Genomic DNA, 23,770 nt, shown 5'->3' with positions numbered 1-23,770 from the left:
AACACGCCACTTGGCGTGCTTTTTTGGCAAAAGGATTAGTTGCGAACGAGTTTTAAATCAGTCAAATTGTCGGTTACGAATTTCAAATAGTGACTAAAACATTCTTCCAAGAAGGTCACGGTCTTATCATTCGTCAACTGACCCTCAGCATCGAATTGTGCTTTAGCAGTGTTTAATAAAAATTCATAGCCTGGTAAAACAAAGGCATTGACGCCAGGGGAGTTTAGGATTTGCCGCAAATTATCTTGAGCGCGGGCCGTGCCTTGAATCCCTAGTGAAGCACCGACAATCATCACTGGTTTGGTGGTGAATGGATGCGTCGCAGTGGATAGCCATTCAATCGCACTCTTTAAGGCTGCCGGAATCGCATGATCATATTCCGGGGTCGCGATAATAATGCCATCAGCGGCCGCTAACTGATCACTTAAAGCTTGAACGCTGGCTGGAACTTCGGCTAAATCAGCTTCGTTGAATAGCGGTAACTCTTTAATTTCGGCCAAGCTAATTTCAGCATCACCAGCAAAATGGGTTTGCATATAGGTTAGGAGTGTCCGGTTATAAGAAATGGGGGCGTTATTGCCAACTAAACCAACTAATTTTAATGTCATCAGAATCTACCTCACTTAATATTTTTTAAATACGCACTGGCACTATTTCCAGCAATACGACCAGAAGTCCAGGTGAATCCGGAAGCGAGTCCTTCGTATGCGGGATAACAGTGACCTTGGTAATAACCGCCAGCATTAGCACCACCGGTATAGAGCCCTGGAATTGGGCTAAAGTTGTGATCTAAAACGCGTAAGTCGTCATCGACCCGGACACCGCCAACGGTACCCAGGTAGGCGACTTGGGCAGTAAAGGCATAAAATGGGCCTTGAGCGACTGGATAAACGAGTGATTGCCCAGACTTGGCAAAGTCACTATCAACGCGATTGGCAACATTTTGATTGTAGGCCGCAACGGCTTTGGTTAGACAAGCGTCATCCATGCCGGCCGCCGTGGCTAGTTCAGTCAAAGTTGTGCCCTTAAAGGCGGTTCCAGCAGCGACGGATTCGTTAGCCAACTTAGTGAAATCATCAGGCTTAGTGTCAGCGCCGGGGCCAGCTTGTGAAACTTCTAATTGGCCGCCGTCTTTGGTGAAATCATCTAATGTGGCTTGATCGACCACGAAGTAATATTGACCGCCAACTGAATAACCGGCATTGGCCCATTCAACGGTATCATAGACCACGTCTTCATTAGTAAAGCGTTCGCCGCGAGGGCTGACCCACATGAGCGGTGTAAGCAATAATTGGGTGAGGGCGGAATGTGAGAAGCCGGCCAAATGTTCAGCGGAGGTTTTCTGTGTGACGGTTGACTTTGCTAGTTGTGCCGCATGGATCAATGCCGTACCATCGATGTTATCACCGCCAGCTGCGACCATGGCTGCCAGTCCTTCACCGTTATTTGGGACCCCTAATTGACGTAAGTTGGGGGTATGCATCGTCTTTGCAACTAAATCAGCGTCGCCACCAAAGCCACCGGTGGCGATCATGGCTGCGGGTGCGTTAATCGTGAGCGTCTCACCATCAGCCGTTAACGCCGTGACTCCGGTAACACGACCGTCATCGGCTTGTTGAATACTTTGCAGCGTGGTATTGAATTGGAATTTTACGCCGGCCGCCGTCAATGTCTCTTGAATGCGGGCATAACTCCCAGGCTTATCTTGATACATGTGATAAACACCGCCTTGGTAATCGCGATTGCGATGCGCAAATTGGGTTGTGTTAGCGGTTGCATTTAACTTAATGTGCATGCCCATGGCTTGTAACCAGTCGAGTGTGTCGGCTGCGTTGGTCACGATCTTATGAATCAAAGGCCCGTTAGCGACGTTGTGGTTATAAGCCATTAATTGACGGACCGCTTCAGCTTTAGACATAACCATGCCACGTTCACGTTGCGCCTTAGAATCAATGGCGAAAAAGCCACTAGAAATCTTTGTATTGCCACCAATTTGTGGTTGTTTTTCGATAATTAAGACTTGTAAGCCTTGTTGCGCCGCCGCATAAGCGGCTGCTAGACCGGTCCCACCAGCACCAGCTACGATGAAATCAGTTTTGAGGGTTTTCGTCATCATCATCACTCCTAAGTTAGTTGATGGTTACATTGTATAGTGAAGTATTATACAATGTGAGTAGCAAATATATCTAAATTTTGCTATTAATATATCTTTTAAATTAGAATGGGGCCTAATGATGGTAAAAATATATCGTAGTCAACGTGGCTTCCAACTAGCTGGCATCACATTTGAGCGGCAGGAACTACCGAATGTGACTGGCAGCACGGCACATTGTTTTAAAACGCACTTGCAATTGATTGAATGTTTAGCGAGCTGCATCGTTCAGCTGGGCCAACGAGAAATTCCGTTACGCCCATTTGACGTTATCCTAGTGCAACAAGTTGATCAATTAACCTTTACGGCTACTGAAGCGCCGATTGAAATTCGTGTTTTTGATGACTGGCTACAGTTGCCGAATCCGCTAAATATGACGTTAGTGGGCAATAGCCCACTTATTCATGATTTGATGAACGATGTACAACCACATCAAAATCAGTATGTCGTTTTTCGCCATTTGGAACGACAGTTAGTACATAATTACTTAGACTTATTGGCGAATTTAACCAAGCAAGCCCCAGACCCCATTTTGGCGTTTCAACATGAGCACTTGTTAGGCTTACTGTATACGGAGTTATTACGTGAACATCGACAGACGGTCTCTCGGACCGATTCGAGTTTTCCAAAACAAGCGATTCGATATGCTGGACCAGATGCGCAGGCGGGGGCCATTTTTACTTACGTCACCCAACATATTAACGATGTGACTTTAGTGAGTACAGCGACGTATTTTGGCTATCAACCGAATTACTTTTCACGTTTGTGTCAGCGATTGTTTAAGCAAACTTTCTCACAACTCAAAACAACGTTGCGGATGGAAATGGCGTCGCGGATGTTGTCGTTGTCGACTAAAAGTATTGGTGAGATTAGTGATGAATTGGGCTATAAGAACTTAAATAGCTTCTATAATCATTTTCGACGGGAACGTGGACAAACACCACGTCAGTTTCGAGAACAGTATCAACAAGCCCGTGAGACTAAAAAACCTTACCCCGATTGAGGTAAGGTTTTTGATTAAGCATAGTAATAATAGGCACCAATGATGGCGACCCAGATAAAGACCCAGACGACCGCGGCACTTAAGTGATAGTAATACAAGTGATAACGGAATTGATCGAAACGATCGGGTTCATTAACGGTGAAGGGCGCTTCTTTAGTCTTTAACAAGTGTAGATAGTCATAATTCTTTTGTGGCCAAATCGCACCTACAGCTTCTAAAATACATAACGCGATCAGGGCTAAGATAGCAGCTGGGAAGACAGCGGTAGCATCGACTGTAAAGGCCGGGGCTAAAATATTGACGTATAAAAGTACAAAAGCGGCAATACCGAATAAATAACCGATTAAACGACTCACATGTGCAGTGATGACCTTGGCCTTTAATTCAGGTTGTTGCTTAATTAACGTCAAGATAGCCCGATAATTTAATTGCCCGAAATTAACTTGACCAGGTTTAGCCGTCAAGTAATGATAGTGTTGTAAATAAGGTAATTGACTTAAAGCCGTGATCAAGGCAAAGACTGGTATCGCAAGAATCGCGGCGACTAAAACATCTTCAATGACGACTAGTGGTTCTGTACTGGTCGTCCAGACCCGTGCTAGCCAGATGGTGACAATTAACCCGATGCCGCCAATGGTTGCCCAGATTTGATGGCGGCGATAACGGATAAAACTTTTTTGGTCGACGAGCGTGAAAGCTTGTTTGTTGGTGATATGATCTGCCCAGTAATTATAGCTTTGGGTTGGCCATAATAACGGATAGCTCAATAGCAATAAGCTCCCAGCCACCAATAAAAGTGACGCAATCATCGCTGTTCGCGTTGGGAATAGCAACAAGTTTAACTGTGCTTCCACATAGTAGAAACTTAAAATCAGTAGCGCGACGCCTAACCAAACGCCACATTGACTTAATACAAATAGGCCATTCAAGCGGCGCGCATCATTGTCGTCCGTAATTTTTTGTCGCGCTTGATGTTGCAACTTGAACCAGTCGGCGAGCCTTAACTTAGTGACTGGTTTTAAATATGGCCGCTGCCACATAAAGTATAGCTGTGAACCGAGTAACCCCAGAAAAAGGGCTAAGAAGATGAGAATAATAATCGTTGACATACACAAAAGTCCTTTATGAATCAGTATAGTGGTGCCCAATCGTTCCCCTTGGGACACCATTAACAGTATGTCAGACAAAAACGGTGGAATTGTAGTTAAAATGTGACGAAAGCGTGAGTACCTGATGAATACATTAAGGTTTTATCAAACAAATCGTTTGTGTTGGGTTATGGCAGTCAAAACGACTAAACTAAGGATAAAATAATAATGAAGGGGCTTACAATGGATCGACTAAAAACTTTAAGACGATTACTGGCAGTAGCCAAAACGGGTCAATTTTATAGTCATGATGCTTTTGATCAAGAACGTTATGCTGAAATGCTGTCATTGTTAACAGCACTATTGGCTGATCTAAGTCAGACACCGGTCACCAAGCTACAGTTGCAATTCGCCGCCGATGACGGGTATGTGACGCCAAAAGTTGATGTGCGCGCGTTGATTCGCCGCGGCCAACAAGTGTTATTAGTGCAAGATCAAAATACGAAGACTTGGTCGCTACCTGGTGGCTTTGCGGAGGTCAATCAAAGTCCGCAAGAAAATGTCTGCCGTGAGGTCCAAGAAGAAACTGGCCTGACGGTGACGACAGCACGTTTGGTTGGCATTTATGATACGAATTTACGGCCGGACATTCCGCAAGTCTTTCAATATTATAAACTTATTTTTGATTGTCAGATTGAAACTGGGGCATTTGTCCCCAATATTGAAACGACGCAACGACGGTATTTTGCCATCACTGACTTACCACCACTTTCAGTCAAACGGACAACTGCCGCACAACTGCAACAATTGATGACCGCTAAAACCTTGATTTGTGAGTAAGTTGTAACTAACAAGTAATGAAATGGGGTATGTCATAATGGGGGAAGTATTAGCTTGGCGCCAGATGGTCACTGATTTTGAACATGTGTCAAAACAAGGGTTACCGATGACCCAAACGTTGCGGTTAAAGTCAGCGTTAGCCGGGACAGCGGTTCGGTTTCAACTTGCGGCTGATTTCGATGCTCAGCCGATCGTGGTGCAATCACTGACGGTTAACCAATTACCCGTTACAGTTGCCGGAAAACAGACCTATACGGTGCCAGCACATCAACGAATTTGGACAGACTGGGTGACTTTATCGGTGGCTGTCGCGCAATGGCTGGTGGTCACGATGCAAGTTGATCATCCGGCTATTCGAACGCTGATGTCGACTAAGGACACGACCTGGATTCAACCAGAACAGCCATACTTTTTAGGCCCTTGTGCCATGCAAGTTCGCAGCAATACAGCAGTTAAACAATTGGTTTGTTTTGGCGATTCGTTGACAAATCAAGGCTATTATTCAGCTGCTTTCATGCAACAAGTGACGCGATATCAGCCGAATCAGTGGGGCTTAACCAATGGCGGTATTTCGGGTAATCGGCTTTTACGCGATGCACATTCGACTTCGCCGTGGGCCGCGAGTTTTGGCAATGCGGGGCTGACCCGATTAGCCCAGCTATTCGACTCGCAGCCCGTTGATCGGTTAATCTTTATGATGGGGCTCAATGATTTGCTGCATCCGGGGACGGGATCGCCGATGGCTGAATTACCGACGGCTACTGAGTTGATTAACGGTCTGCAGCAAGTCCAACAGTTGGCTGCCAAGTATCAGGTGAAATTATGGTTGCTGACAATCACGCCATTTAAAGGGGCAGTTATCAATGGTGTGCCAGCTTGGACCGTTGCTAAAGAGCAGATTCGCCAAGCAGTTAATCAGTGGATCGTGACACAACCAGACATAATTGATGTAGCGACACATGTCGCAGCACAGCATGATGACGCGAAATTGGCGATACCATATGATTGTGGCGATCATACTCATTTTTCGGCTAGCGGTGGCGAACAGCTTGGGTGCTGGTTGTATCAGCAGATACAGCCGATGCTTTAAGTGGCCCACAATGACTAACAAAACAGCTACCTGATGAAAGTTTAGCTTTTCATCAGGTAGCTGTTTTGTGTTATGTATTAAAAGTGCCTGACAAACGGCACCCAAAACGTTGTCAATTGATTGGGACTAACCGGTTATTATCCAATCGGTGTTGAAAATTCTTTGCCCATTGGGACCTATAACTTGAGTTTGGCAATTAAGCTTTAGGTTGGTATTTGAAATGACTCAAGTCTTGGCTACTACTATTGACTGAAGCAATTAATTGAACTTGCGCTTGTGTTTTCACAGTCTTAGTCACTGGGGTAATCGTCAAGTTAGTTTTAGGGGGCGTAACGGTTGTGGCTAAGTCAACGGTTTTGGTTGTGGCACGGGTTAAGTTGTTTTCGGTGACGGGAGTCGTTGTCTTGGTGTCGGCTAAAGCCGTCCCAGTGGTTGCGAATAAAGTTCCGGCGGTTAAAAGTGTTAAAGCGATTTTTTGTAGTTGTTTTTTCATGATGAAGCACTCCTTTTAGTGGTTAACTGATTTGATGTTCTTATCATAACGGCTAAGTGGGCTAGTAACTATCGACTTTTGCTAAAGGTGGGATAAATTTTTCTTAGAATTTGTTTAGTAAACGCTTGCCTTCGACCAACACGAAGCTTGTATACTGGCGTTAAATAAATAGATGGGGATGTTATTGATGCAAAAAAGGATTCGGGTAGTCGGTATGATTGGGGTTATCGGGTTGATGTTGGGTTTGGTCGGTTGTGCACCGACATCAAAAGCCACTAGTAAATATGTCCAAAGTTCAACACCAACGTTATTCTTTCACGGGGGTGGTAGTAACTATCATGCTGAGGAACAAATGGTTGCGGCAGCTAAAAAGGTTGGTGTGACGACAAGTGTGATCCGTGCGATGGTCAGTAAAACTGGCCACGTTACGCTAGTCGGGACGTTTAAAAAGGGTGCGATTAACCCAATCGTTGAAGTAAACTATGCAAACAATCGTGAACTAAACTATGAACGCCATGGGCAATGGGCCAAAAATGTGGTTGTGGCGTTACAACGGACGTATCACATTAAAACGTTTAATATGGTCGGCCATTCGTTGGGGAATATCTCGTTAATTTACTATTCATTACAAAACAGTCAAAACAATAAATTACCAAAATTACGAAAACAAGTGGATATCGCGGGCCACTTTGCGGGCTTAAACTTCAAAGGCGTGCCGGCTAGTGTTCGGCAACCAGCGGGATTGACGTTAAATAAGCAAGGTAAACCTAATCATATGAATGCGACATATCGTCGGATGACACAACTGCGGCACTTGCTACCTAAAAACCAGGTGCAAGTGTTGAACTTATATGGTGATATTGGTGGCCATACTGATGGCACCGTGCCAAACGTTGCGTCATTATCGTTGAAGTATTTGGTGTCACCACGGGCTAAAATGTATACGGAAAAACGGTTCACTGGTAAGCTAGCCCAACATAGTAAATTACACGCAAATCCTAAAGTGGATCAGGCCCTAATCAGCTTTTTATGGGGCAAGTAACGCAAAGCTGGAAAGCGCGGATTCTAAGAAAATCACAGATTTTTCTTAACTCATCAACAAGACCTTAATGTGTTGCCAATGGTATAACTAGTTCATTCAATTAAAACTAACTTTAAAACCTAATGAAATCATTGAGAGGAGTTGGATGGCATGGCAACCATCACTAAACTATTATCCCGACACTTTAAGAAGGCCCCTAAGGCAGCAACCGTTGAAACACAGGCGACCTTACCACCAGTGACTGAAGCTGAACTTGCCGCTGATACGACCGAAATGGCGGTGCAATTAGCCCGTCTAAATGTTGGTCAAGAAGATCGAGTCTTGATTTGCTTAGAAAATGACAGTGCCAAAACTGCCGTTGAAAAAGCCGTTTGGCGAATTGGTGGCCGTACGCGGTCATTGCCAGGACATGCCACGGCAGATGACGTAAAAGCAGCATTACAAAAAGAACCAATTACGGCGATGCTGGTGCGTGATGACTTGATTGGGACAGTAAAAGCAGAACGCTCAACTGTGACCCGGTTAGTGGCATTGAACACCGCACCCGGTTTGACGTTGATTCGTGACCGCGCGTTAGTTGGTCATTTACCAAAAACAACTGCTTAGGACATCAAAAAACTCGGCACTGATCTCGTTTTATTCAAGATTAGTGCCGAGTTTTTTTGTTAGCCGTATTTTGGCTATTAAAGGTCCTTTGGCCGCCAAAAGCTAGTGATGGTCGCTTTAGTTGTCAGATTATAGTGAATCGTTTGGGCTAATAAATCGTAATTGACTGGTTGTGTGAACTTGATTTGCCATAACATTTTCGTACAATGGTCGCCACTTTGCGTAATGGTTTCGCGGAAATGTTCAAGTGTTACAAATTCTAACGCCACGTTAAAGTGGGGTTTGGCAACACTGAAGCCTACGATAAATGTGCCGTGTTCGGTGAACATCGGTTGGTTCCAAGCAAAGCGGGGCGTTAAGGTCGGAAAGGTTGTGTGGACCCAGTTTAAGACCGTTATCAGCCGGTCACGATGGTCAGGGTCGTCGATTGCCGCAACAAAGTCGGCAAATGGTGCTAAATCTGGTGATAGGGTTGTTGTCATTAGGATGACCTCACAAGTTTAATTAGTTTACGTCAGTGTACCGACCTAGCTAGAACACGTCAACTAAACGTGTGATTGATAGCAATTAAAGTTAACAGGGCGTGTGATGTTGAACTTTATGCACAATTAATGACGCATTTAAAGCAAACGGTGACTATTTTGACCGAACACATCGGGATGATCGGTTGTCCGTCCGCGACCAAAACCATTTTGGACACGGCACTCGAGCACTTTAAATAGCACCTCAAAAAGTAAGGCCGCCTGATCAACTTAATCAGGCGGCCTTACTTTACGTTGTTGGTTATTGTATCACCCATCTATTTTAAAGGGTGTGCGGTGTCATAATCAAGTCAGTTTGCTTAAATTTTAAGCAGCCCACAGTAATCTGACTGAATTATTAACAAATCTTAATGATTTAGTTGGTAATGCCAAGCAGGTGTTGTGTGAGTCGCATATTGAACCGGGGTGGAATAAACTTTCGTTTTAGCAGTTGGTTTCGTCGCGGTCATCGTATATAAACGAGGCATTAAGGATAGGGTTTTAGTTGATTTAGTCATGCAATCAAGTCCTTTCGTAATTGAATGACTTTAGTTTAGTCGGAAATCACTTTTGACACTACTGTGGTTTGCTGAAGGTTAGATAAATTTTTCTTAGAAAGCCTTGGTTGTAAATTCAGAAACAGGGAACAGTCCGCAAATGGATAGATTTTAACCGCAAACATGGCTGTTCGACTGCGTAGTGAGTCGCTAAGATAATGATATACCGCGCGGGTGATCAAAATGTAACCGATTACGACATCGGCTACCATTGGAGGAACCCATTTTGGAAACAAACTCAACTCAACCCACCACGACGGGAAGAACGATCACGTCGCGCGTGGCTTATGCTTTTGGTGCCTTTGGTAATGATATGTTTTACGGGGCGCTATCGACTTATTTCATTATGTTTGTGACGACGCATTTATTTAATACTGGCAATCAAGCTAAGAATAATCAGATGATTCTTTATATCACGTCGATTATTGCGGCGTTACGGATCGTCGAACTGGCAATTGATCCATTTATTGGGAACTGGATTGACCGGACGAAAACACGTTTTGGACAATTCAAGCCATGGGTCGTGGTTGGTGGGACGATTACGTCAATTATCCTATTAGTCTTGTTCACAGATCTTGGTGGGATTAATCGGACGAACCCAATGTTGTATTTAGCCATTTTTGCCGTGCTTTACATCACGATGGATATTTTTTATTCGTTCAAAGATGTCGCTTTTTGGTCGATGATTCCAGCCTTGTCTTTCAGTGCTAAAGAACGTGAACGAACCGCGGCTTCAGCCCGGATTGGCTCAACTTTAGGTGGTGGCTTAGTCGGGGTGATCGTCATGCCATTGGTGCTATTTTTCTCACTTAATAAAGCCGGTGGTACTGGCGATGCGCGTGGCTGGCTGAGTTTTGCCATTCTTGTCGCAGTGGTCGGCATCTTAACGGCGTTAGCAGTCGGTTTCGGGACCCATGAAGTTCAATCTGATTTACGTGAAAATAAAGAAAATACCGTTGGTTTCAAACAAATCTTTAAAACGTTGGCTAGCAACGATCAATTAATGTGGATTGCGTTAACTTACGGTATCTATGCGATTGGCATTAATATTTTAAATTCACTCGTTTTGTATTATTTCACCTTTATTATGGGCGCTTCGACACAGTTCTCGATTTTTCAAATGTTAAATATTGTGATTAGTTTAGCGTCGGTTTCATTATTTCCAAAGTTAGTCGATAAAGTAAATCGCCGCAATTTGTTTGCCATTTGTATCGGCATCATGTTAGGCGGCGTGGCCCTCTTTACCGTGGCGGGTAAATCTTTGGTGTTAGTGTTGATTGCCGCTGAAATGTTCCAAGTTCCACAAGCGGTGATTTTCTTAGTGGTCTTAATGATTATTTCGGATTGCGTGGAATATGGCCAATGGAAACTGGGTCATCGCGATGAATCGTTGACCTTATCGATTCGGCCGTTACTCGATAAATTGGGTGGGGCGGTATCTAACGGTATCGTTGGTCAAATCGCAGTGGTGGCCGGCATGACAACTGGTGCCACGGCGGCTTCGATTACCGCGCATGGTCAATTGATGTTTAAGTTGATGATGTTTGCGTTGCCAGCGATTTTAATCGTGATTGCGCTGATTATTTTCTGGCGGAAATCCACTTTAACTGAACAACAACATTTAGCCATTGTCTCTGAACTTGAACAAACTTGGGGTCAAACCGTGACCGCTGAACCAGATACGCTTGAACCAGTGACCTTAACCGCGCCAATCAGTGGCACGATGGTTGATTTGGCGACCGTTAATGATGCCACGTTTGCCAGTGGCGCAGCGGGGGCTGGAATCGCGATTCAACCAACTGATGGTCAAGTCTTTGCGCCATTTAATGCGACGGTCAAACAAGTTTTTGCCACACGTCACGCAATCGGCATCGTGGGTGATAATGGCGTGGCCCTGTTGATTCATATTGGGATTGATACCGTTAAGTTACGTGGCACGGGTTTTGTCGCGTATGTTACTGCCGGCCAACATGTCGCTAAAGGCACTAAATTGATTGAATTTTGGCAACCAACGATCAAGCAAGCTGGTTTGGATGACGTCGTCTTAATCACCGTCACCAATACCACCGCTTGGCAGACCGTTGAACCTATGTTGCCAGTTGCAACCCCAGTCCAAGCTTTAACGACTGCAGTTTTAACGATTACCCCAACTAAAAAGGAGTCTTAAACATGACAACACCTGCATTAATTCATTTTGATCCTGAAAGCCAAGTCTTTCATTTAACTAACGGCCGCATTTCGTACTTATTGGCCATTGAAACGGGTGGCTATGTGGGCCAACTTTACTTTGGTCAAGCGATTCAACACTATCATGGTCAATTAAAGTATCCGCATCGTGACCGGGGCTTTTCAGGTAACTTACCTGGCAGCCTTGATCGGGCCTATTCGCTAGATACTTTAGCTCGTGAATATAGTAGTCAAGGTGATGGCGATTTTCGAACACCGGCTTTGGTGGTACAGCAAGCTGACGGGTCGCAAGCAGCACGGCTGATTTATCAAGACTATCAGCTGACACCCGGCAAGCCAAAATTAGCTGGTTTACCAGCGGCTTATGTCGTTGAGCCAGATGAAGCACAAACTTTAACGGTCCGCTTAAAAGATCCAGTGAGTGAGTTAGTCGTGGCATTGCGCTATACGATTTATCGTGATTATGACATTGTGGCGCGCTCAGTTAATATTAGTAATGCTGGCTCAACGACGGTACAATTGGCGAAAGTCGCCTCGATGCAGCTGGACTTTGCGACGCAAGATTTTGAGGTCATCTCGCTGCCAGGTGGGCACGTGAATGAACGTCATTTACAACGCGAAAAAGTCGGTTATGGCGTTAAAAACTTTAGTAGCCGTCGGGGAACGAGCAGTCATCAGATGAATCCGTTTATTGCGTTATGTACGCCAACAACTGATGAGAATCAGGGTGAAGTATATGGTTTTAATTTGGTTTATTCAGGGAATCATCTGGAAAGCGTTGAAAAAGACCAATTTGACCAAACACGGGTCACGATTGGGATTAATCCGGATCAGTTCAACTGGCGGTTGACGCCTGGTGACAGTTTTCAAGCACCGGAAGTTTTGATGGCTTATAGCGCAACTGGGTTAAATGGCATGAGCCAAGCTTATCATCACTTATTACGGGAACGCGTTGCACGTGGCAAGCATCAATTCGCAGAACGGCCCATTGTGGTTAATAATTGGGAAGCCACTTTTTGGCACTTTAATGCTGATCAACTAAAGCCGATCGTCGCTGAAGCTAAGCATTTAGGCATTGAAATGTTTGTTCTAGATGACGGCTGGTTTGGTCATCGCGATGACGACAACTCGTCTTTAGGTGACTGGCAAGTCATGGCCAGCAAGTTTCCCGATGGGCTGAGTGGTTTTGCCAATTATGTCCATCAACAAGGCTTGAAATTTGGGATGTGGTTTGAGCCCGAAATGATTTCATTTGATTCGGACTTGTATCAAGCCCATCCAGACTATTTGTTGCAAGTCCCTGGTCGGGCGCCTAGTCCCGCCCGCAATCAATATGTCTTAGATATGGGCCGCGCTGAAGTTCGACAAAATGTCCATGATCAGTTAGCCGCTTTATTAAAGACGGGTCAAATCGACTACATCAAATGGGATATGAATCGTAATTTAACGGATCTTTATTCACCAGCACTGCCGGCTGACCAGCAAGGTGAAGTGAGTCATCGTTATGTCCTAGGTGTTTACGCGCTATTAGAAGCCTTGACGAGCGAATTCCCGGATGTTTTATGGGAAGGGTGTTCTGGCGGTGGTGGTCGCTTTGATGCCGGCTGGTTGTACTATATGCCACAATCTTGGACGAGTGATAATACCGATGCAGTCGCCCGTATGACGATTCAATATGGCACGTCACTGGCATATCCAATCTCAGCGACGACGGCCCATGTTTCCGTCGCACCTAACCAACAAACTGGTCGGCCAACGTCTTTAACTACTCGTGGTGATGTGGCGATGAGTGGGGTCTTTGGTTATGAATTAGACTTAACTGAGCTGACCGCCGCTGAAAAAACAGTTGTGCAACAACAAGTGACCACGTATCAAGCGTTACGACCATTAATTCAATTTGGTGACTTTTATCGATTACTTGATCCTAGCAAAGGCAATCGGTGTGCGTGGGAATTTGTGCAACCAGATCAAAGTGAAGTCGTCGCCTTTTCATTTAATATTTTGAACGTGGCGCAGCCACCATTACGGCGGTTACGTCTAATTGGGTTAAATCCGGATTGGCAATACCAAGAAGTCACGACAGGGGCCATCTATGGTGGTGATGAATTGATGCGCACAGGGTTTTATGAACCATTTGCGACCGAAGATTTCACGTCGCAACGGTATCACTTTAAAGCGCTGTCATCTAAAGCATAATTCGGTATAATGAGAAGTAACTAGTTATGATGAGGTGAGGTCGTTGGAACAGGCACAAGCAATTTCGTTACAACTGTATGCTGATCAACCATTATCGTTATCTTGTGCGGGCATTTCACAAACCTTTCCGCGGCATCAGTATGGACCGGCAGTACGTAGTTACTATGTGATCCACTATATTTTAAAAGGACGGGGCACGTTTATCGTGGATGGGGTCACCTACGCACTGCATGCGGGACAAGGGTTCTTGATTACACCAAATGTCCGTACCTTTTATATCGCTGATGAAACGGATCCGTGGGAATATTTATGGTTGGGCTTTGGTGGGCAATTAGCCAGTCAAATCGTGCAGTCGTTAGGTTTGACACAAGTTGAGCCAATCTTTGCGGCGCAACAATTTGGCCCGGCACTTCGTCAAGCAACGGAGGATATCTTAGCGCATCCAGCTGATGACGTGGTTGATAACTTGGCTCGTGTCGGCAGTTTATATCAATGTTTTAGTAAGATTGCGGCGGCCAATAAAGAGGCGTTAGCGACTTTGATCGTCAATCCCTATGTCAATCAAGCCGTCGCTTATATCCAACAACATATCGCCACACCGCTAACGGTCACTGCGATTGCCACAGCCGTGGGGCTAGATCGTAGCTACTTGACGGCGAAGTTCAAGCAAGCTTTAGGGGTGACACCGGGCCAATATATTAAAAACTTCCGGTTAACGATGGCTCGCCATTATTTAGAGTCATCTGAATTATCAGTCGCCGAGATTGCCTTGAAATGTGGGTACCAACGACCAGAATCATTGAACAAAGCATTTAAACAAACGTATGCGGTGGCACCGACAATTTATCGGCAGCGGGCATTATGGTAATGAAAAGACACGCAATTTTAAGGTTGCGTGTCTTTTTGATGGTCGACAGATAAGTAAACGGTCACGCGTTAACGTCACCGTTTAGGTTGATCTTCTTCTTCAGCCACACGTGTGAAAGCCATTTGATTAAAGAGCGTCCGCCGAGCAGCGGGTGACCGATGGGCCAACCATAAGGTGTAGCCTAAACTAGTCGCGGCGGTCAATGCCCAGATAATCCAACTTGTATGACTATCAGCACTGGCAAAGCGATAAAAGCTTAAGACATCGGCCATGATTTCTTCAAAAAAGGCTGTCCATACTCGATGTGCGGTTAAATGTTCATGTAAATAAGTCGCTTCAATCAATAACTGCATGCCAATGACCATTAGCCAACCATATAAATAATGGCGGCCACCTTGAGCCGTGACGACCTTTCGATAGATTGGCACTTCTTGACCAGCGGCATCATGAAAGTAAGTCGTGGCCGTTTCTTCTAGGCGAATCCGCGTATGCATCGCCTGATAACGACTCACGAAGTAAGCAAAAACCACAATACCGCTTAGTAACAGGCCATTTAAGGTCGACCACTTAAAGGTGGTCACAAATTCATAACAAGTAAAAATCGGTATAATCCAATAGCTGAACCGCTTAATAGCACTGAATTCAAATTGATCATGAATAAAATAAATGGTAATTAGTATACCGACGCCGTCTAACATCTTGTAACCCCCAATTTTTCAAATCATTGCAAATTGTAGCATACCGAAAGCAGGGATGTTAGTAAAGACACTGTCAAAACGGTGGCGTTGCGCATCTGCTAACTTAAGAAACGACGCTAAAACCGCCACGACAATAAAATGGTCGTGGCGGTTTTGATCATATTGTTGATTGAACGCCGGTTAACGTTCTTTTTTACTAATATAGATGGGGCGTCGTTTAGATTCGAGATATTGTTTACCAATATATTTGCCAACGATCCCGATGCAGAATAGTTGCATGCCACCGAGCATTAAGATAATGGATACGATGGATGGCCAACCAGTCGTCGGATCACCCCAGATCAAGGCGCGGATGACGATGAAAATCATCGCTAGTAGGGCAAGCCCACAAGCAGCTAAACCTAAGAACGATGCCACCGCTAGCGGCTTGTCAGAGAAGTTAATAATGCCGTCCATTGAGTAGTTGACTAAGTCCCAAAATGACCAGTGGGTTTGACCAGCGACCCGGTCATGATTTTCGTAACCAATATATTTGGTTTTAAAGCCGACCCAGCTAAAGATGCCTTTTGAAAAGCGATTATATTCTGGTAAGTCTAAGACGGTGTCGACAACTTGGCGGGTCATCATGCGGTAATCGCGGGCACCACGTTCGATTTTAGTTTGAGAGATACGGTTGATAAACCCATAAAAGGCATTTGAGAAGAATGATCGAATAATGGGTTCACCTTTACGATCGACACGTTTGGTCCCAACGATATCATAGTGGGCTTCCAAAATGCCGGACATCATTTGGGGGAGTAATTCTGGTGGATCTTGTAAGTCAACATCCATTACGACGATCAATTCCCCAGTTGCATGTTGTAACCCAGCATATAGGGCGGCTTCTTTACCAAAGTTACGTGAAAATGAGACAAAGTGAACATGGTCAGGGTCACTTTGTGCCAGCGCTTGAAACGCACCTAACGTTTGGTCAGTGGAGCCATCATTGATAAACCAATATTCGAGTTGATATTGTGGCCAAGTAATTTGAATTTTTTGTTGATAGACTTTTTGAACCGCGGCGTAAAATAGCGGTACGGACTCTTGTTCGTTATAACAAGGGACGATGACTGAAATTTTTTTCATGGTTACAACTTCCTTCGCTCAGTTAGCTTGAATTGAATGACCTTAGTTTAACCAGTTTTCAGTAGGGGTACTAGCTATAAAAACTTAAGTAAATCTGAACTTTTCTCAGAAAGGCTTGGCGGCGGGACGAAAAAGTGCTGTTGGTTTAGTCTTAACTTTCAGAAAAATAAATTTATTTTTACAAAAAGCGCCACTACCATACAGATAGCGACGTTTCAATGAGTTCTTATGATTATTGTTGTTAATATTTAGTCAAGCCGACGATGTGGTAGTGCGGTAAGCCAAAACGCTGCCAAGTCCCGGATGTATATTTCAAATTCAAGTTGTAGTAGACGCCGTTTAAGGTGCCTGTATAATAACCGACGTTTTTGCGAATGGCCCCTTGAAAGTCACTGATATCGGTCAACTGTTGAGTGGTATGGTGCTGAAACGCTTTGGTATTAACCCGATCGTGTTGCTTGAAGTAAGGCAGATAGTGTGTTTTAAAGCTGGTTTGATTGATTTGGGTATTCAATTGGTGTTCAAGATTATAGGCACTAACTTCTTCAAACCCAAACATAAACAACATTGGTAATGCAAACGCAACGAGACTTGCCAAAACAAGATATAACCACCATTTTAATTTCATGTAAACGCCCCCGTTACCTATAGTATAAGGCGTCATACGCTGAGATAAGGTGATTAGGTTGGGGTTTAAAGCTAACTTAAATTGTTTATAGCAACTTAATCTTGGGTCGCAGCATGTTGTTGATTGTATTGTTGCCCCCAAGTTGCCATCGCTAAAATGACTGGTGTCAGCGTTTTGCCAAAAGGCGTCAATTGATAAGTGGTTTTTAAGGGTGTTGTAGGTTGGCCCGTTTTGAGAATAATTTGGTCGGTAATCAGTTCTTGCAGTTGTAAGGCCAGCATGCGGCGTGAACAGCCTGGAATTTGTCGGTAGAGGGTCCCAAAGTGACTCACTTGATCTTGAATCAAATGATAAATAATGACACTTTTCCATTTACCAGCAATAAGTTGTAAGGTGCTTTCAACTGGACAGCCAGCTGCGCAGTCATAAGTGTGTCGTGGGGTCATCGTAATCATCTCCGTGAGTCAATCGTAACGCAATCTTGATAATTGACCAGCATTCGACCCTAGTCACAAAAATTTCACGATTGTTTTTCCAAATCAATGCGCTATATTGGAGGCGCTAAGGGGGTTGAAAATATGCAAAAAATGATGACAGCGATTGGCATTCAAGCGCATCTACCTATTACTGATTCACATAGTCTAGTGACGTTAGCATTGCCGGTACCAGTGGCAACTGGTCATGACTTGTTAATTGCCGTGCACGCAGTGTCCGTAAATCCAGTGGATGTTGGGGTTCGCGGTGGTCACGGCCAGTTAAAACACCCACGGGTATTGGGGTGGGATGCAGTTGGCATCGTCCAAGTAGTTGGTGCGCAAGTGACATTGTTTCAACCAGGTGATCGGGTCTATTATGCCGGCGATTTTAAACGTGCGGGTAGCGACAGCCAGTATCAATTGGTTGATGAACGCTTGGTTGGTCGCGCGCCGAAGACCTTGACGGATGCCCAAGCGGCGGCGATGCCACTGACCACGCTGACAGCTTGGGAAGCTTTATTTGAAAAGTTACAATTGACGATGGATCCAGCAGTAAACCAAGGACAGACACTTTTAATTATTAATGGTGCTGGTGGTGTCGGCTCGATTGCCATTCAGTTAGCTAAGTTGGCCGGACTAACCGTGATTGCTACTGCATCACGGCCGGAAACGGTCGCTTGGGTCCAAAAGCAAGGTGCTGATATGGTGTTAAATCATCGCCAAGATTTGGTTGCTGAATGGCATGCCCAAAAGCAGGGATCGTATGTCGATGCGATTTTAGAACTAAATGATATTAACGGTCATTGGCGTGAAATGGCCAAGCTGATCAAACCAGATGGGCGCATTGTCTCAATAACCGAAAATCAGCGCCCAATCGATTTACAACTCTTGACGAAGAAACGGGCTACTTTTGCTTGGGAGTGGGTATTTTCAAAAGCCTATTATCAAACGGATTGGATGATTACCCAACATGATATTTTAACGAAGGTGTCAGCGTTGTTTGACCAAGGCGTGTTGCAGCCGACGTTGACGAAAACCTTAACGCCAATTAATGTTGGTAATTTAAAAGCAGCGCATCAATTAGTTGAAAGTCACCGGATGATTGGAAAGGTTGTGGTGACGAATTAACCTAATTACTAGTAGACTAGTGGCCAATTCGGCGCTAGTTTTTTTATTTACCTAATTGTATTTTAAAAAAATTGTGGTATATTAGCTTAGTAAGTAAGTAGTCACTCAATAAAAGGTGGTGAGATTAGCCATGTGGTTTACACAACAACGGATGTATCGTTATCAGCGCTTTAGTGACGATTTGGTTACCACGGCACATCAAACCTATGTCTTACCAGCGACGTTTCAGTGGCATACGAGTCACCATCAGTGGTTACGGTGGTTAGGACAGGTGGTGAGTTGGGGCTATTACTTGATTCGTCCGGTAAAGGTTATTGGTGAACTTCCCCGACAAACCAGTTACTGTTTGTATGGCAATCATACGCAACCAACTGGTGATGTTTTATTACCACTCAAAGTTGGTGGCGCCCAGCACTTTAATGCCATGATCAGCCCGGCTAACTTGGGGATTCCCGTGATTGGGCGTTTATTACCGCTAGTAGGTGGGTTACCAGTGCCACAGCAACGACAACAAATGGGGCCGTTTCTAAAAGCGATGCGAACCTGTTTAAAGATGGGCCAATTTATAACGATTTATCCGGAAGCCCATGTGTGGCCATACTACACCGGTGTTAGGCCATTTGTTCCGGGGTCCTTTCATATCGCGGCTGAAACGCAAGTGCCCGTTTATGTGATGACGACGACCTACCAAGCGTCACGTTGGCATCGGCGCCCACGATTGACCGTATATATTGATGGCCCGATTCAAGCACCGTCAGGACTAACGCGCAAACAGCGCCAGCAAGTTTTACAAACTGAAGTATGCGCGTGGATGACCCGTCGGACCCAAGCCAGTACTTACACTTATGTGCATTACCAACATCAGGGGGCGCAGTAACATGAATATTTTATATTGTGGTGATGACCATATGAAGCGGGGGTTATTATTATCGATTTTGTCATTATTAGATCAAGTACCCGCAACTTTAAACATTTATGTGTTAACAGCTAAGGTGACACCACAAACAGTACCACTAGCACCAACGACGATTGCTTATTTGAACGACTTGGTGCAGCAGCGGCGTTCAACCAATCAAGTCCAGTTGATTGATATCACTGATTTAGTGCAACAGACGCCACCGACTGCGAATTTCCAGACGATTTTTACCCCGAGCTGTATGTTACGGCTCTATGCCGATCAAGTCACAGCGTTGCCGGATAAACTCTTATATTTAGATACTGATGTCTTATGTCGGCAAGACTGTCGCGATTTTTATGATCAGTCACTAGCTGGTGCAGATTTGGCCGGCATTTTGGACCATTACGGGCAGTGGTTGTTTCATCAACATGGCTGGCATCGTGATTATTTGAATTCGGGTATTTTGTTATTGAATTTAAAACGTATTCGGCAAACTGGGTTATTTACGAAGTGTCGGCAGTGTTGTCAGACCAAGCAGATGTTTATGCCTGACCAATCGGCTTTAAATAAACTGGCACAACACAAAGTGATTTGGCCGCGGCGCTATAACGAACAACGGCGGTTACATGCTGATACCGTCTTTCAACACTTTACGACGAGTTTTCGCATGTTGCCGTGGGTGCACATATTGACGGTGAAGCCGTGGGAAGTCGAAGCCATGCACCATAAGTTGAAATTGCATGCCTATGACCAGTTATTGGCAGAATATCAAGCATTAGCACTTAAGTTATAATTTGAAAAGAAGGTTTTAACATGAAAACAATTCCAGTTTTATTTGGTGTAAACGACCAATACGTGCCAGTGTTACTAACGAGCATGGTTTCACTGATTGCACATACCGATACAACGACACACTATCGATTGATCGTTTTAAATGATGGGTTAACGCCAGTTCATCAACAGCAGTTAACGGATTTAGCACAAGATAATGTGCAAGTTGACTTAGTTTCTATGACGGATAAATTCAAGCAAGTGCTGGCAAATGATCAAGGAACATTACGTGGTGAAATTCAAACGATGACGATTTTCTTCCGGTTATTTATTGCCGACTTGTTGCCAGAATATGACCAAGTTGTTTATTTGGATGCGGATACGATTATTAATACCGATATTGCGGCCTTAGCAACCATGGACTTACACCATAATTTATTAGCGGCGACTCGAGATGTTTTTGCTAGCGATAATCCGGCAACGGCGGCCTATATTCAAACCGTGCTAGGTATCCCAACTGACCAATACTTTAATTCTGGCGTCTTAGTCATGAATTTGCAGGGATTACGGGCGATGAAATTTAGTCAAAAATTCATGCAAGCGCATGCGACCACATTAGTAACGCCAGTGGCCCCAGACCAAGACTACTTGAATGCCTTATGTGCTGGCCGGGTTCAAGCTTTAGATGCGACTTGGAATGCGATGCCAATGGCACCAGCACTAGCCGCACCTAAGCTGATTCACTATTGTTTATTTGAAAAGCCTTGGCACTATGCAGATGTGCGTTACCATGCGGCTTTTTGGCAAGCTGCACAAGCAACGCCATATGAAGCTGACTTTAAGCAACAATTGGCAGCTTATACGCCAGCGATGCAAGAACATGACCAAGTCGTCGCGAAAAGTTTAATTGCGCAGACGGTAAAAGTCGCGGCGGCAGGACATGCGTTGGTACCGGCATGATTATTGGGGGCGACAAACAAGCGGTGGTCGCAAACATCAAAAATGCCGCTGAAGCGCAACAGTGGCACCAAAAAGTTGAAGTTAACGATCCTGTTCTAGACCCAACCGTCGCTAACCAAGTCTTACAACGGTACTTGGCGCAACTACCGACACCTAAGTACCGCGTTAATAATTGGGTTGCCGATACTGCGGCTAATCAGCTGACCGCGGTTTTAAATCGATCGACACGGTTCGTCGGGTTAGAAAATTTAGCTGGGATTGGCGCGGGTATCGTAACCAGTAATCACTTCAATCCGTTAGAAAATACGGTCATTCGTGCGGGCTTACGGCAAGCTGGCCGTAAGCATTTGGCCATTGTCAGTGAGTTGACGAATTTAGCCATGCCGGGGCCCGTGGGGTATTTGATGCGCTATTACGATACGATTCCCATTGCCAGTGATCCTAATTATATGGGACGGGTCTTTCCAAACTTATTGGCCCAAGTTCTACAGGCCCAGCATTTAGTCTTGATTTATCCAGAACAAGAGATGTGGTTTAATTATCGCAAGCCCCGACCGCCAAAGCGTGGGCCATATTATTATGCGGCTAAGTTCCAGGTGCCAATCGTGTCCTGTTTTGTCGCGATGCAGGCGTTGCCAAAACCAGATAATCAAGAATTCGACCGGGTACAGTATACAGGCTATATTTTAAAGCCAATTTATCCTGATCCGACGCTAGATGTCCGGACGAATAGTCGGCAAATGATGGCCCAGGATTGGCAACAAAAACAGGCCGCCTACGAACGTGCTTATGGCGAGCCGTATACACCAGCATGGGAGCCACAAGACATTGTTGGTTGGCGCGGTAAGTTGTAGTATGCTAGTAACAATGAGTTTTGAAGAGACGGTGGGATAACCTAATGCAAGTTAATAATTTAGAAACGTTATTTAAGAAAACGTTGGCCGCTTCAAAATTAACGGCCAAACAACAAGCAGTTTTACAAGTAAGTTTGAACTTGTTTTCTGAACAAGGGTTTGATGGTACGAGTACGAGTGAAATTGCCAAAGCGGCTGGTGTTTCGGAAGGGACTGTTTTCAAGCAGTTTAAAACCAAAGAGGGCATTTTAAAAGCGCTCTTGAATCCGGTTTTGGATGATGTGATTCCAATGGCTGCGGGGGAATTTTTAACTGAAGTGAATCAACACGATTTACCGGATTTTCAACAATTGTTAGAATACATTGTGGCTGATCGGATGACATTTGTGTTGGAAAATCAAAAACAAATTCGGGTTTTCGCCCAAGAGATTATCCGCAACCCGCAGATCTTGCAAGGCTTGCAAGAACGAGCAATGGACATTATTCAAGGCGCTGCGGGCGACTTTTTGCAGCGGTACAAGGATAGTGGGCAATTAATCGATTGGCCAATCGGACAAATTGTGCAATATTTGCTGGGGACTATTTTGAGTTACGTTTTACCACAAGTTTTATTGGGCGCAACTGAAGACTTTGATATTCAAAAAGCTAGTGCGGAAGCGGCAGCGTTTCTAGCACGCGGCTTGGCACCAGAAGCGTAAATAAAAGCGACTAGTGAGCTTTTTTAACTTGCTAGTCGCTTTTATTTTGGGGATTTTGGCGTTGATGGTGCTGGAGTTGGCCCTACGTATGTGGGGAATACTCGTTAATCCATTCGTAAGGATTCTTAGGCGGAGGATCATCCCTACATACGTGGGGAATACTCGAACAATATTTAGCACGGTATCAAGGTAAGAGGATCATCCCTACATACGTGGGGAATACGCTGCTATTGTGTGCTGGACGGTCGTTCTTTTGGGATCATCCCTACATACGTGGGGAATACCTAAGTTATCCGTTGGAGAATGTGCCAAGATGAGGATCATCCCTACATACGTGGGGAATACCGCCAAATACAGTGATGAAATCTTGACCTGTGAGGATCATCCCTACATACGTGGGGAATACACTTAAAGAATCCCGGTATAGCAGCATCCTGTTTTTGAGAAAGTACTGTTTTTTATTAACTTTGTTCCTAAATATCATCTATTTACTAACCTAAAATCAATATAACATAATGCCGATGCAAAAAAGCGGTCTTTCCAGATAATTTATCAATTTAACACGCATTACTATAAGAAAGTCATCAGAAATGTAAATTTGGTATTAAACGATTATAACAAGGCGACCCCAATCAAGCTGTGACTGGGTCGCCTTGTTGTTAAATGTTTAAAATTTATTTGTGGATTTTAATAACACGGGCAAATGTATAATCATCTAAGAATGCACCGGAACTTTCAATTTTTCTACCAGAGATGCTGAAGGTATGAAACTGTAATGGATTAACAAAGCCATTAATACCGTTGTCATTTTGAAAGGGCAAATTACAAGTTTAATCCGAACAAGCCCGGAATCTTTCAATGGCAGTCTGTTGATGATGTATTTTTAATGGT

Annotated in this window: 24 protein-coding genes and 1 CRISPR repeat array; of the genes, 14 read left to right on the top strand and 10 right to left on the bottom strand. The window is 44.5% G+C overall.

Going from position 1 to position 23,770, the window contains the following annotated elements; genetic code table 11:
• Positions 1-35: 35 nt before the first annotated feature.
• Both FFM75_RS11065 and FFM75_RS11060 read right to left on the bottom strand, forming a co-directional pair.
• Entirely contained in the window at positions 36-608 is a 573-nt protein-coding gene (locus tag FFM75_RS11065) for an NADPH-dependent FMN reductase (RefSeq protein ID WP_137629242.1), read from the bottom strand.
• Positions 609-619: 11 nt separating this feature from the next.
• Positions 620-2,113, bottom strand: coding sequence for an FAD-dependent oxidoreductase (locus FFM75_RS11060; protein WP_137629241.1), 1,494 nt, complete (start codon positions 2,111-2,113; stop codon positions 620-622).
• Between the two features lie 121 nt (positions 2,114-2,234).
• Between FFM75_RS11060 and FFM75_RS11055 the strand changes: the two genes are divergently transcribed.
• Positions 2,235-3,155, top strand: a complete 921-nt coding sequence (locus FFM75_RS11055) for a helix-turn-helix transcriptional regulator (protein ID WP_137629240.1) — start codon at positions 2,235-2,237, stop codon at positions 3,153-3,155.
• A 14-nt stretch (positions 3,156-3,169) separates the two neighbouring features.
• Here FFM75_RS11055 and FFM75_RS11050 read toward each other — a convergent pair whose 3' ends face one another.
• Positions 3,170-4,264 (bottom strand): hypothetical protein, encoded by a 1,095-nt coding sequence (locus FFM75_RS11050; protein ID WP_137629239.1) that lies wholly within the window; start codon positions 4,262-4,264, stop codon positions 3,170-3,172.
• Positions 4,265-4,486: 222 nt separating this feature from the next.
• Between FFM75_RS11050 and FFM75_RS11045 the strand changes: the two genes are divergently transcribed.
• On the top strand, positions 4,487-5,083 hold the full coding sequence (locus FFM75_RS11045) for an NUDIX hydrolase N-terminal domain-containing protein (RefSeq protein WP_137629238.1): 597 nt from the start codon (positions 4,487-4,489) through the stop codon (positions 5,081-5,083).
• Positions 5,084-5,120: 37 nt separating this feature from the next.
• Positions 5,121-6,173: a GDSL-type esterase/lipase family protein gene (locus tag FFM75_RS11040; protein WP_171001491.1), complete on the top strand. Its 1,053-nt coding sequence runs from the start codon at positions 5,121-5,123 to the stop codon at positions 6,171-6,173.
• A gap of 196 nt (positions 6,174-6,369) precedes the next feature.
• On the opposite strand, the gene FFM75_RS11035 is transcribed toward FFM75_RS11040, so the two are convergent.
• On the bottom strand, positions 6,370-6,666 hold the full coding sequence (locus tag FFM75_RS11035; RefSeq protein WP_137629236.1) for a hypothetical protein: 297 nt from the start codon (positions 6,664-6,666) through the stop codon (positions 6,370-6,372).
• A gap of 187 nt (positions 6,667-6,853) precedes the next feature.
• Here FFM75_RS11035 and FFM75_RS11030 point away from each other — a divergent pair, with 187 nt between their 5' ends.
• Entirely contained in the window at positions 6,854-7,708 is an 855-nt protein-coding gene (locus tag FFM75_RS11030) for an alpha/beta hydrolase (RefSeq protein ID WP_137629235.1), read from the top strand.
• 150 nt (positions 7,709-7,858) lie between these two features.
• On the top strand, positions 7,859-8,314 hold the full coding sequence (locus FFM75_RS11025; RefSeq protein ID WP_137629234.1) for an AMP-binding protein: 456 nt from the start codon (positions 7,859-7,861) through the stop codon (positions 8,312-8,314).
• A 77-nt stretch (positions 8,315-8,391) separates the two neighbouring features.
• On the opposite strand, the gene FFM75_RS11020 is transcribed toward FFM75_RS11025, so the two are convergent.
• Positions 8,392-8,796 (bottom strand): iron chaperone, encoded by a 405-nt coding sequence (locus FFM75_RS11020; protein ID WP_137629233.1) that lies wholly within the window; start codon positions 8,794-8,796, stop codon positions 8,392-8,394.
• A gap of 407 nt (positions 8,797-9,203) precedes the next feature.
• Entirely contained in the window at positions 9,204-9,353 is a 150-nt protein-coding gene (locus FFM75_RS13985) for a hypothetical protein (RefSeq protein ID WP_171001490.1), read from the bottom strand.
• A gap of 265 nt (positions 9,354-9,618) precedes the next feature.
• On the opposite strand from FFM75_RS13985, the gene FFM75_RS11015 reads away from it, so the two are divergent.
• The 3 genes from FFM75_RS11015 to FFM75_RS11005 are packed head-to-tail and all read left to right on the top strand — an operon-like array spanning position 9,619 to position 14,643.
• A complete protein-coding gene (locus FFM75_RS11015; protein WP_223876670.1) occupies positions 9,619-11,559 on the top strand; it encodes a glycoside-pentoside-hexuronide (GPH):cation symporter in 1,941 nt (646 codons plus the stop codon).
• Between the two features lie 2 nt (positions 11,560-11,561).
• The gene (locus FFM75_RS11010) at positions 11,562-13,775 is read left to right on the top strand and encodes an alpha-galactosidase (protein ID WP_137629232.1); all 2,214 of its coding nucleotides are present in this window, start codon (positions 11,562-11,564) and stop codon (positions 13,773-13,775) included.
• Positions 13,776-13,818: 43 nt separating this feature from the next.
• Positions 13,819-14,643, top strand: a complete 825-nt coding sequence (locus FFM75_RS11005) for an AraC family transcriptional regulator (protein WP_137629231.1) — start codon at positions 13,819-13,821, stop codon at positions 14,641-14,643.
• A gap of 74 nt (positions 14,644-14,717) precedes the next feature.
• Here the strand turns inward: FFM75_RS11005 and FFM75_RS11000 are convergent, their stop codons facing one another.
• The 4 genes from FFM75_RS11000 to FFM75_RS10985 form a co-directional block, all read right to left on the bottom strand.
• Complete coding sequence (locus FFM75_RS11000) at positions 14,718-15,341, bottom strand: hypothetical protein (RefSeq protein WP_137629230.1); 624 nt, start codon at positions 15,339-15,341, stop codon at positions 14,718-14,720.
• 180 nt (positions 15,342-15,521) lie between these two features.
• A complete protein-coding gene (locus tag FFM75_RS10995; RefSeq protein ID WP_137629229.1) occupies positions 15,522-16,466 on the bottom strand; it encodes a glycosyltransferase family 2 protein in 945 nt (314 codons plus the stop codon).
• Between the two features lie 241 nt (positions 16,467-16,707).
• Positions 16,708-17,094: a hypothetical protein gene (locus FFM75_RS10990; protein WP_137629228.1), complete on the bottom strand. Its 387-nt coding sequence runs from the start codon at positions 17,092-17,094 to the stop codon at positions 16,708-16,710.
• Positions 17,095-17,189: 95 nt separating this feature from the next.
• Positions 17,190-17,540, bottom strand: a complete 351-nt coding sequence (locus FFM75_RS10985) for a winged helix-turn-helix transcriptional regulator (RefSeq protein ID WP_137629227.1) — start codon at positions 17,538-17,540, stop codon at positions 17,190-17,192.
• A 144-nt stretch (positions 17,541-17,684) separates the two neighbouring features.
• Here FFM75_RS10985 and FFM75_RS10980 point away from each other — a divergent pair, with 144 nt between their 5' ends.
• From FFM75_RS10980 to FFM75_RS10955, 6 genes are all read left to right on the top strand, one after another.
• Positions 17,685-18,698 (top strand): zinc-binding alcohol dehydrogenase family protein, encoded by a 1,014-nt coding sequence (locus tag FFM75_RS10980; RefSeq protein ID WP_137629285.1) that lies wholly within the window; start codon positions 17,685-17,687, stop codon positions 18,696-18,698.
• Between the two features lie 130 nt (positions 18,699-18,828).
• On the top strand, positions 18,829-19,575 hold the full coding sequence (locus FFM75_RS10975; RefSeq protein WP_137629226.1) for a lysophospholipid acyltransferase family protein: 747 nt from the start codon (positions 18,829-18,831) through the stop codon (positions 19,573-19,575).
• A 1-nt stretch (position 19,576) separates the two neighbouring features.
• Positions 19,577-20,389: a glycosyltransferase gene (locus FFM75_RS10970; RefSeq protein WP_137629225.1), complete on the top strand. Its 813-nt coding sequence runs from the start codon at positions 19,577-19,579 to the stop codon at positions 20,387-20,389.
• A 20-nt stretch (positions 20,390-20,409) separates the two neighbouring features.
• Complete coding sequence (locus FFM75_RS10965) at positions 20,410-21,327, top strand: glycosyltransferase family 8 protein (protein WP_137629224.1); 918 nt, start codon at positions 20,410-20,412, stop codon at positions 21,325-21,327.
• The gene (locus tag FFM75_RS10960; protein ID WP_137629223.1) at positions 21,324-22,181 is read left to right on the top strand and encodes a lysophospholipid acyltransferase family protein; all 858 of its coding nucleotides are present in this window, start codon (positions 21,324-21,326) and stop codon (positions 22,179-22,181) included. Before FFM75_RS10965 ends, FFM75_RS10960 begins: the two co-directional genes overlap by 4 nt.
• Positions 22,182-22,225: 44 nt before the next feature.
• The gene (locus tag FFM75_RS10955) at positions 22,226-22,879 is read left to right on the top strand and encodes a TetR/AcrR family transcriptional regulator (protein WP_137629222.1); all 654 of its coding nucleotides are present in this window, start codon (positions 22,226-22,228) and stop codon (positions 22,877-22,879) included.
• A 134-nt stretch (positions 22,880-23,013) separates the two neighbouring features.
• Positions 23,014-23,285: a CRISPR direct-repeat array (repeat unit 28 nt; unit sequence GGATCATCCCTACATACGTGGGGAATAC).
• Between the last annotated feature and the right edge of the window lie 485 nt (positions 23,286-23,770).

This window comes from Lactiplantibacillus daowaiensis, from assembly GCF_005405085.1.
Lineage (GTDB): Bacteria > Bacillota > Bacilli > Lactobacillales > Lactobacillaceae > Lactiplantibacillus > Lactiplantibacillus daowaiensis.
This window is presented reverse-complemented; position numbering and strand designations above follow the sequence as displayed.

Bases quoted from the DNA above. Each gene is read 5' to 3' on its own strand.
- FFM75_RS11045 (WP_137629238.1), top strand. From the start codon at position 4,487: ATGGATCGACTAAAAACTTTAAGACGATTACTGGCAGTAGCCAAAACG.
- FFM75_RS11025 (WP_137629234.1), top strand. From the start codon at position 7,859: ATGGCAACCATCACTAAACTATTATCCCGACACTTTAAGAAGGCCCCT.
- FFM75_RS11035 (WP_137629236.1), bottom strand. From the start codon at position 6,666: ATGAAAAAACAACTACAAAAAATCGCTTTAACACTTTTAACCGCCGGA.
- FFM75_RS10980 (WP_137629285.1), top strand. From the start codon at position 17,685: ATGACAGCGATTGGCATTCAAGCGCATCTACCTATTACTGATTCACAT.
- FFM75_RS10975 (WP_137629226.1), top strand. From the start codon at position 18,829: ATGTGGTTTACACAACAACGGATGTATCGTTATCAGCGCTTTAGTGAC.
- FFM75_RS10985 (WP_137629227.1), bottom strand. From the start codon at position 17,540: ATGACCCCACGACACACTTATGACTGCGCAGCTGGCTGTCCAGTTGAA.
- FFM75_RS11050 (WP_137629239.1), bottom strand. From the start codon at position 4,264: ATGTCAACGATTATTATTCTCATCTTCTTAGCCCTTTTTCTGGGGTTA.
- FFM75_RS11060 (WP_137629241.1), bottom strand. From the start codon at position 2,113: ATGACGAAAACCCTCAAAACTGATTTCATCGTAGCTGGTGCTGGTGGG.
- FFM75_RS11030 (WP_137629235.1), top strand. From the start codon at position 6,854: ATGCAAAAAAGGATTCGGGTAGTCGGTATGATTGGGGTTATCGGGTTG.
- FFM75_RS11040 (WP_171001491.1), top strand. From the start codon at position 5,121: ATGGGGGAAGTATTAGCTTGGCGCCAGATGGTCACTGATTTTGAACAT.
- FFM75_RS10960 (WP_137629223.1), top strand. From the start codon at position 21,324: ATGATTATTGGGGGCGACAAACAAGCGGTGGTCGCAAACATCAAAAAT.
- FFM75_RS11055 (WP_137629240.1), top strand. From the start codon at position 2,235: ATGGTAAAAATATATCGTAGTCAACGTGGCTTCCAACTAGCTGGCATC.
- FFM75_RS10955 (WP_137629222.1), top strand. From the start codon at position 22,226: ATGCAAGTTAATAATTTAGAAACGTTATTTAAGAAAACGTTGGCCGCT.
- FFM75_RS10990 (WP_137629228.1), bottom strand. From the start codon at position 17,094: ATGAAATTAAAATGGTGGTTATATCTTGTTTTGGCAAGTCTCGTTGCG.
- FFM75_RS11020 (WP_137629233.1), bottom strand. From the start codon at position 8,796: ATGACAACAACCCTATCACCAGATTTAGCACCATTTGCCGACTTTGTT.
- FFM75_RS11065 (WP_137629242.1), bottom strand. From the start codon at position 608: ATGACATTAAAATTAGTTGGTTTAGTTGGCAATAACGCCCCCATTTCT.
- FFM75_RS10995 (WP_137629229.1), bottom strand. From the start codon at position 16,466: ATGAAAAAAATTTCAGTCATCGTCCCTTGTTATAACGAACAAGAGTCC.
- FFM75_RS10965 (WP_137629224.1), top strand. From the start codon at position 20,410: ATGAAAACAATTCCAGTTTTATTTGGTGTAAACGACCAATACGTGCCA.
- FFM75_RS13985 (WP_171001490.1), bottom strand. From the start codon at position 9,353: ATGACTAAATCAACTAAAACCCTATCCTTAATGCCTCGTTTATATACG.
- FFM75_RS10970 (WP_137629225.1), top strand. From the start codon at position 19,577: ATGAATATTTTATATTGTGGTGATGACCATATGAAGCGGGGGTTATTA.
- FFM75_RS11010 (WP_137629232.1), top strand. From the start codon at position 11,562: ATGACAACACCTGCATTAATTCATTTTGATCCTGAAAGCCAAGTCTTT.
- FFM75_RS11000 (WP_137629230.1), bottom strand. From the start codon at position 15,341: ATGTTAGACGGCGTCGGTATACTAATTACCATTTATTTTATTCATGAT.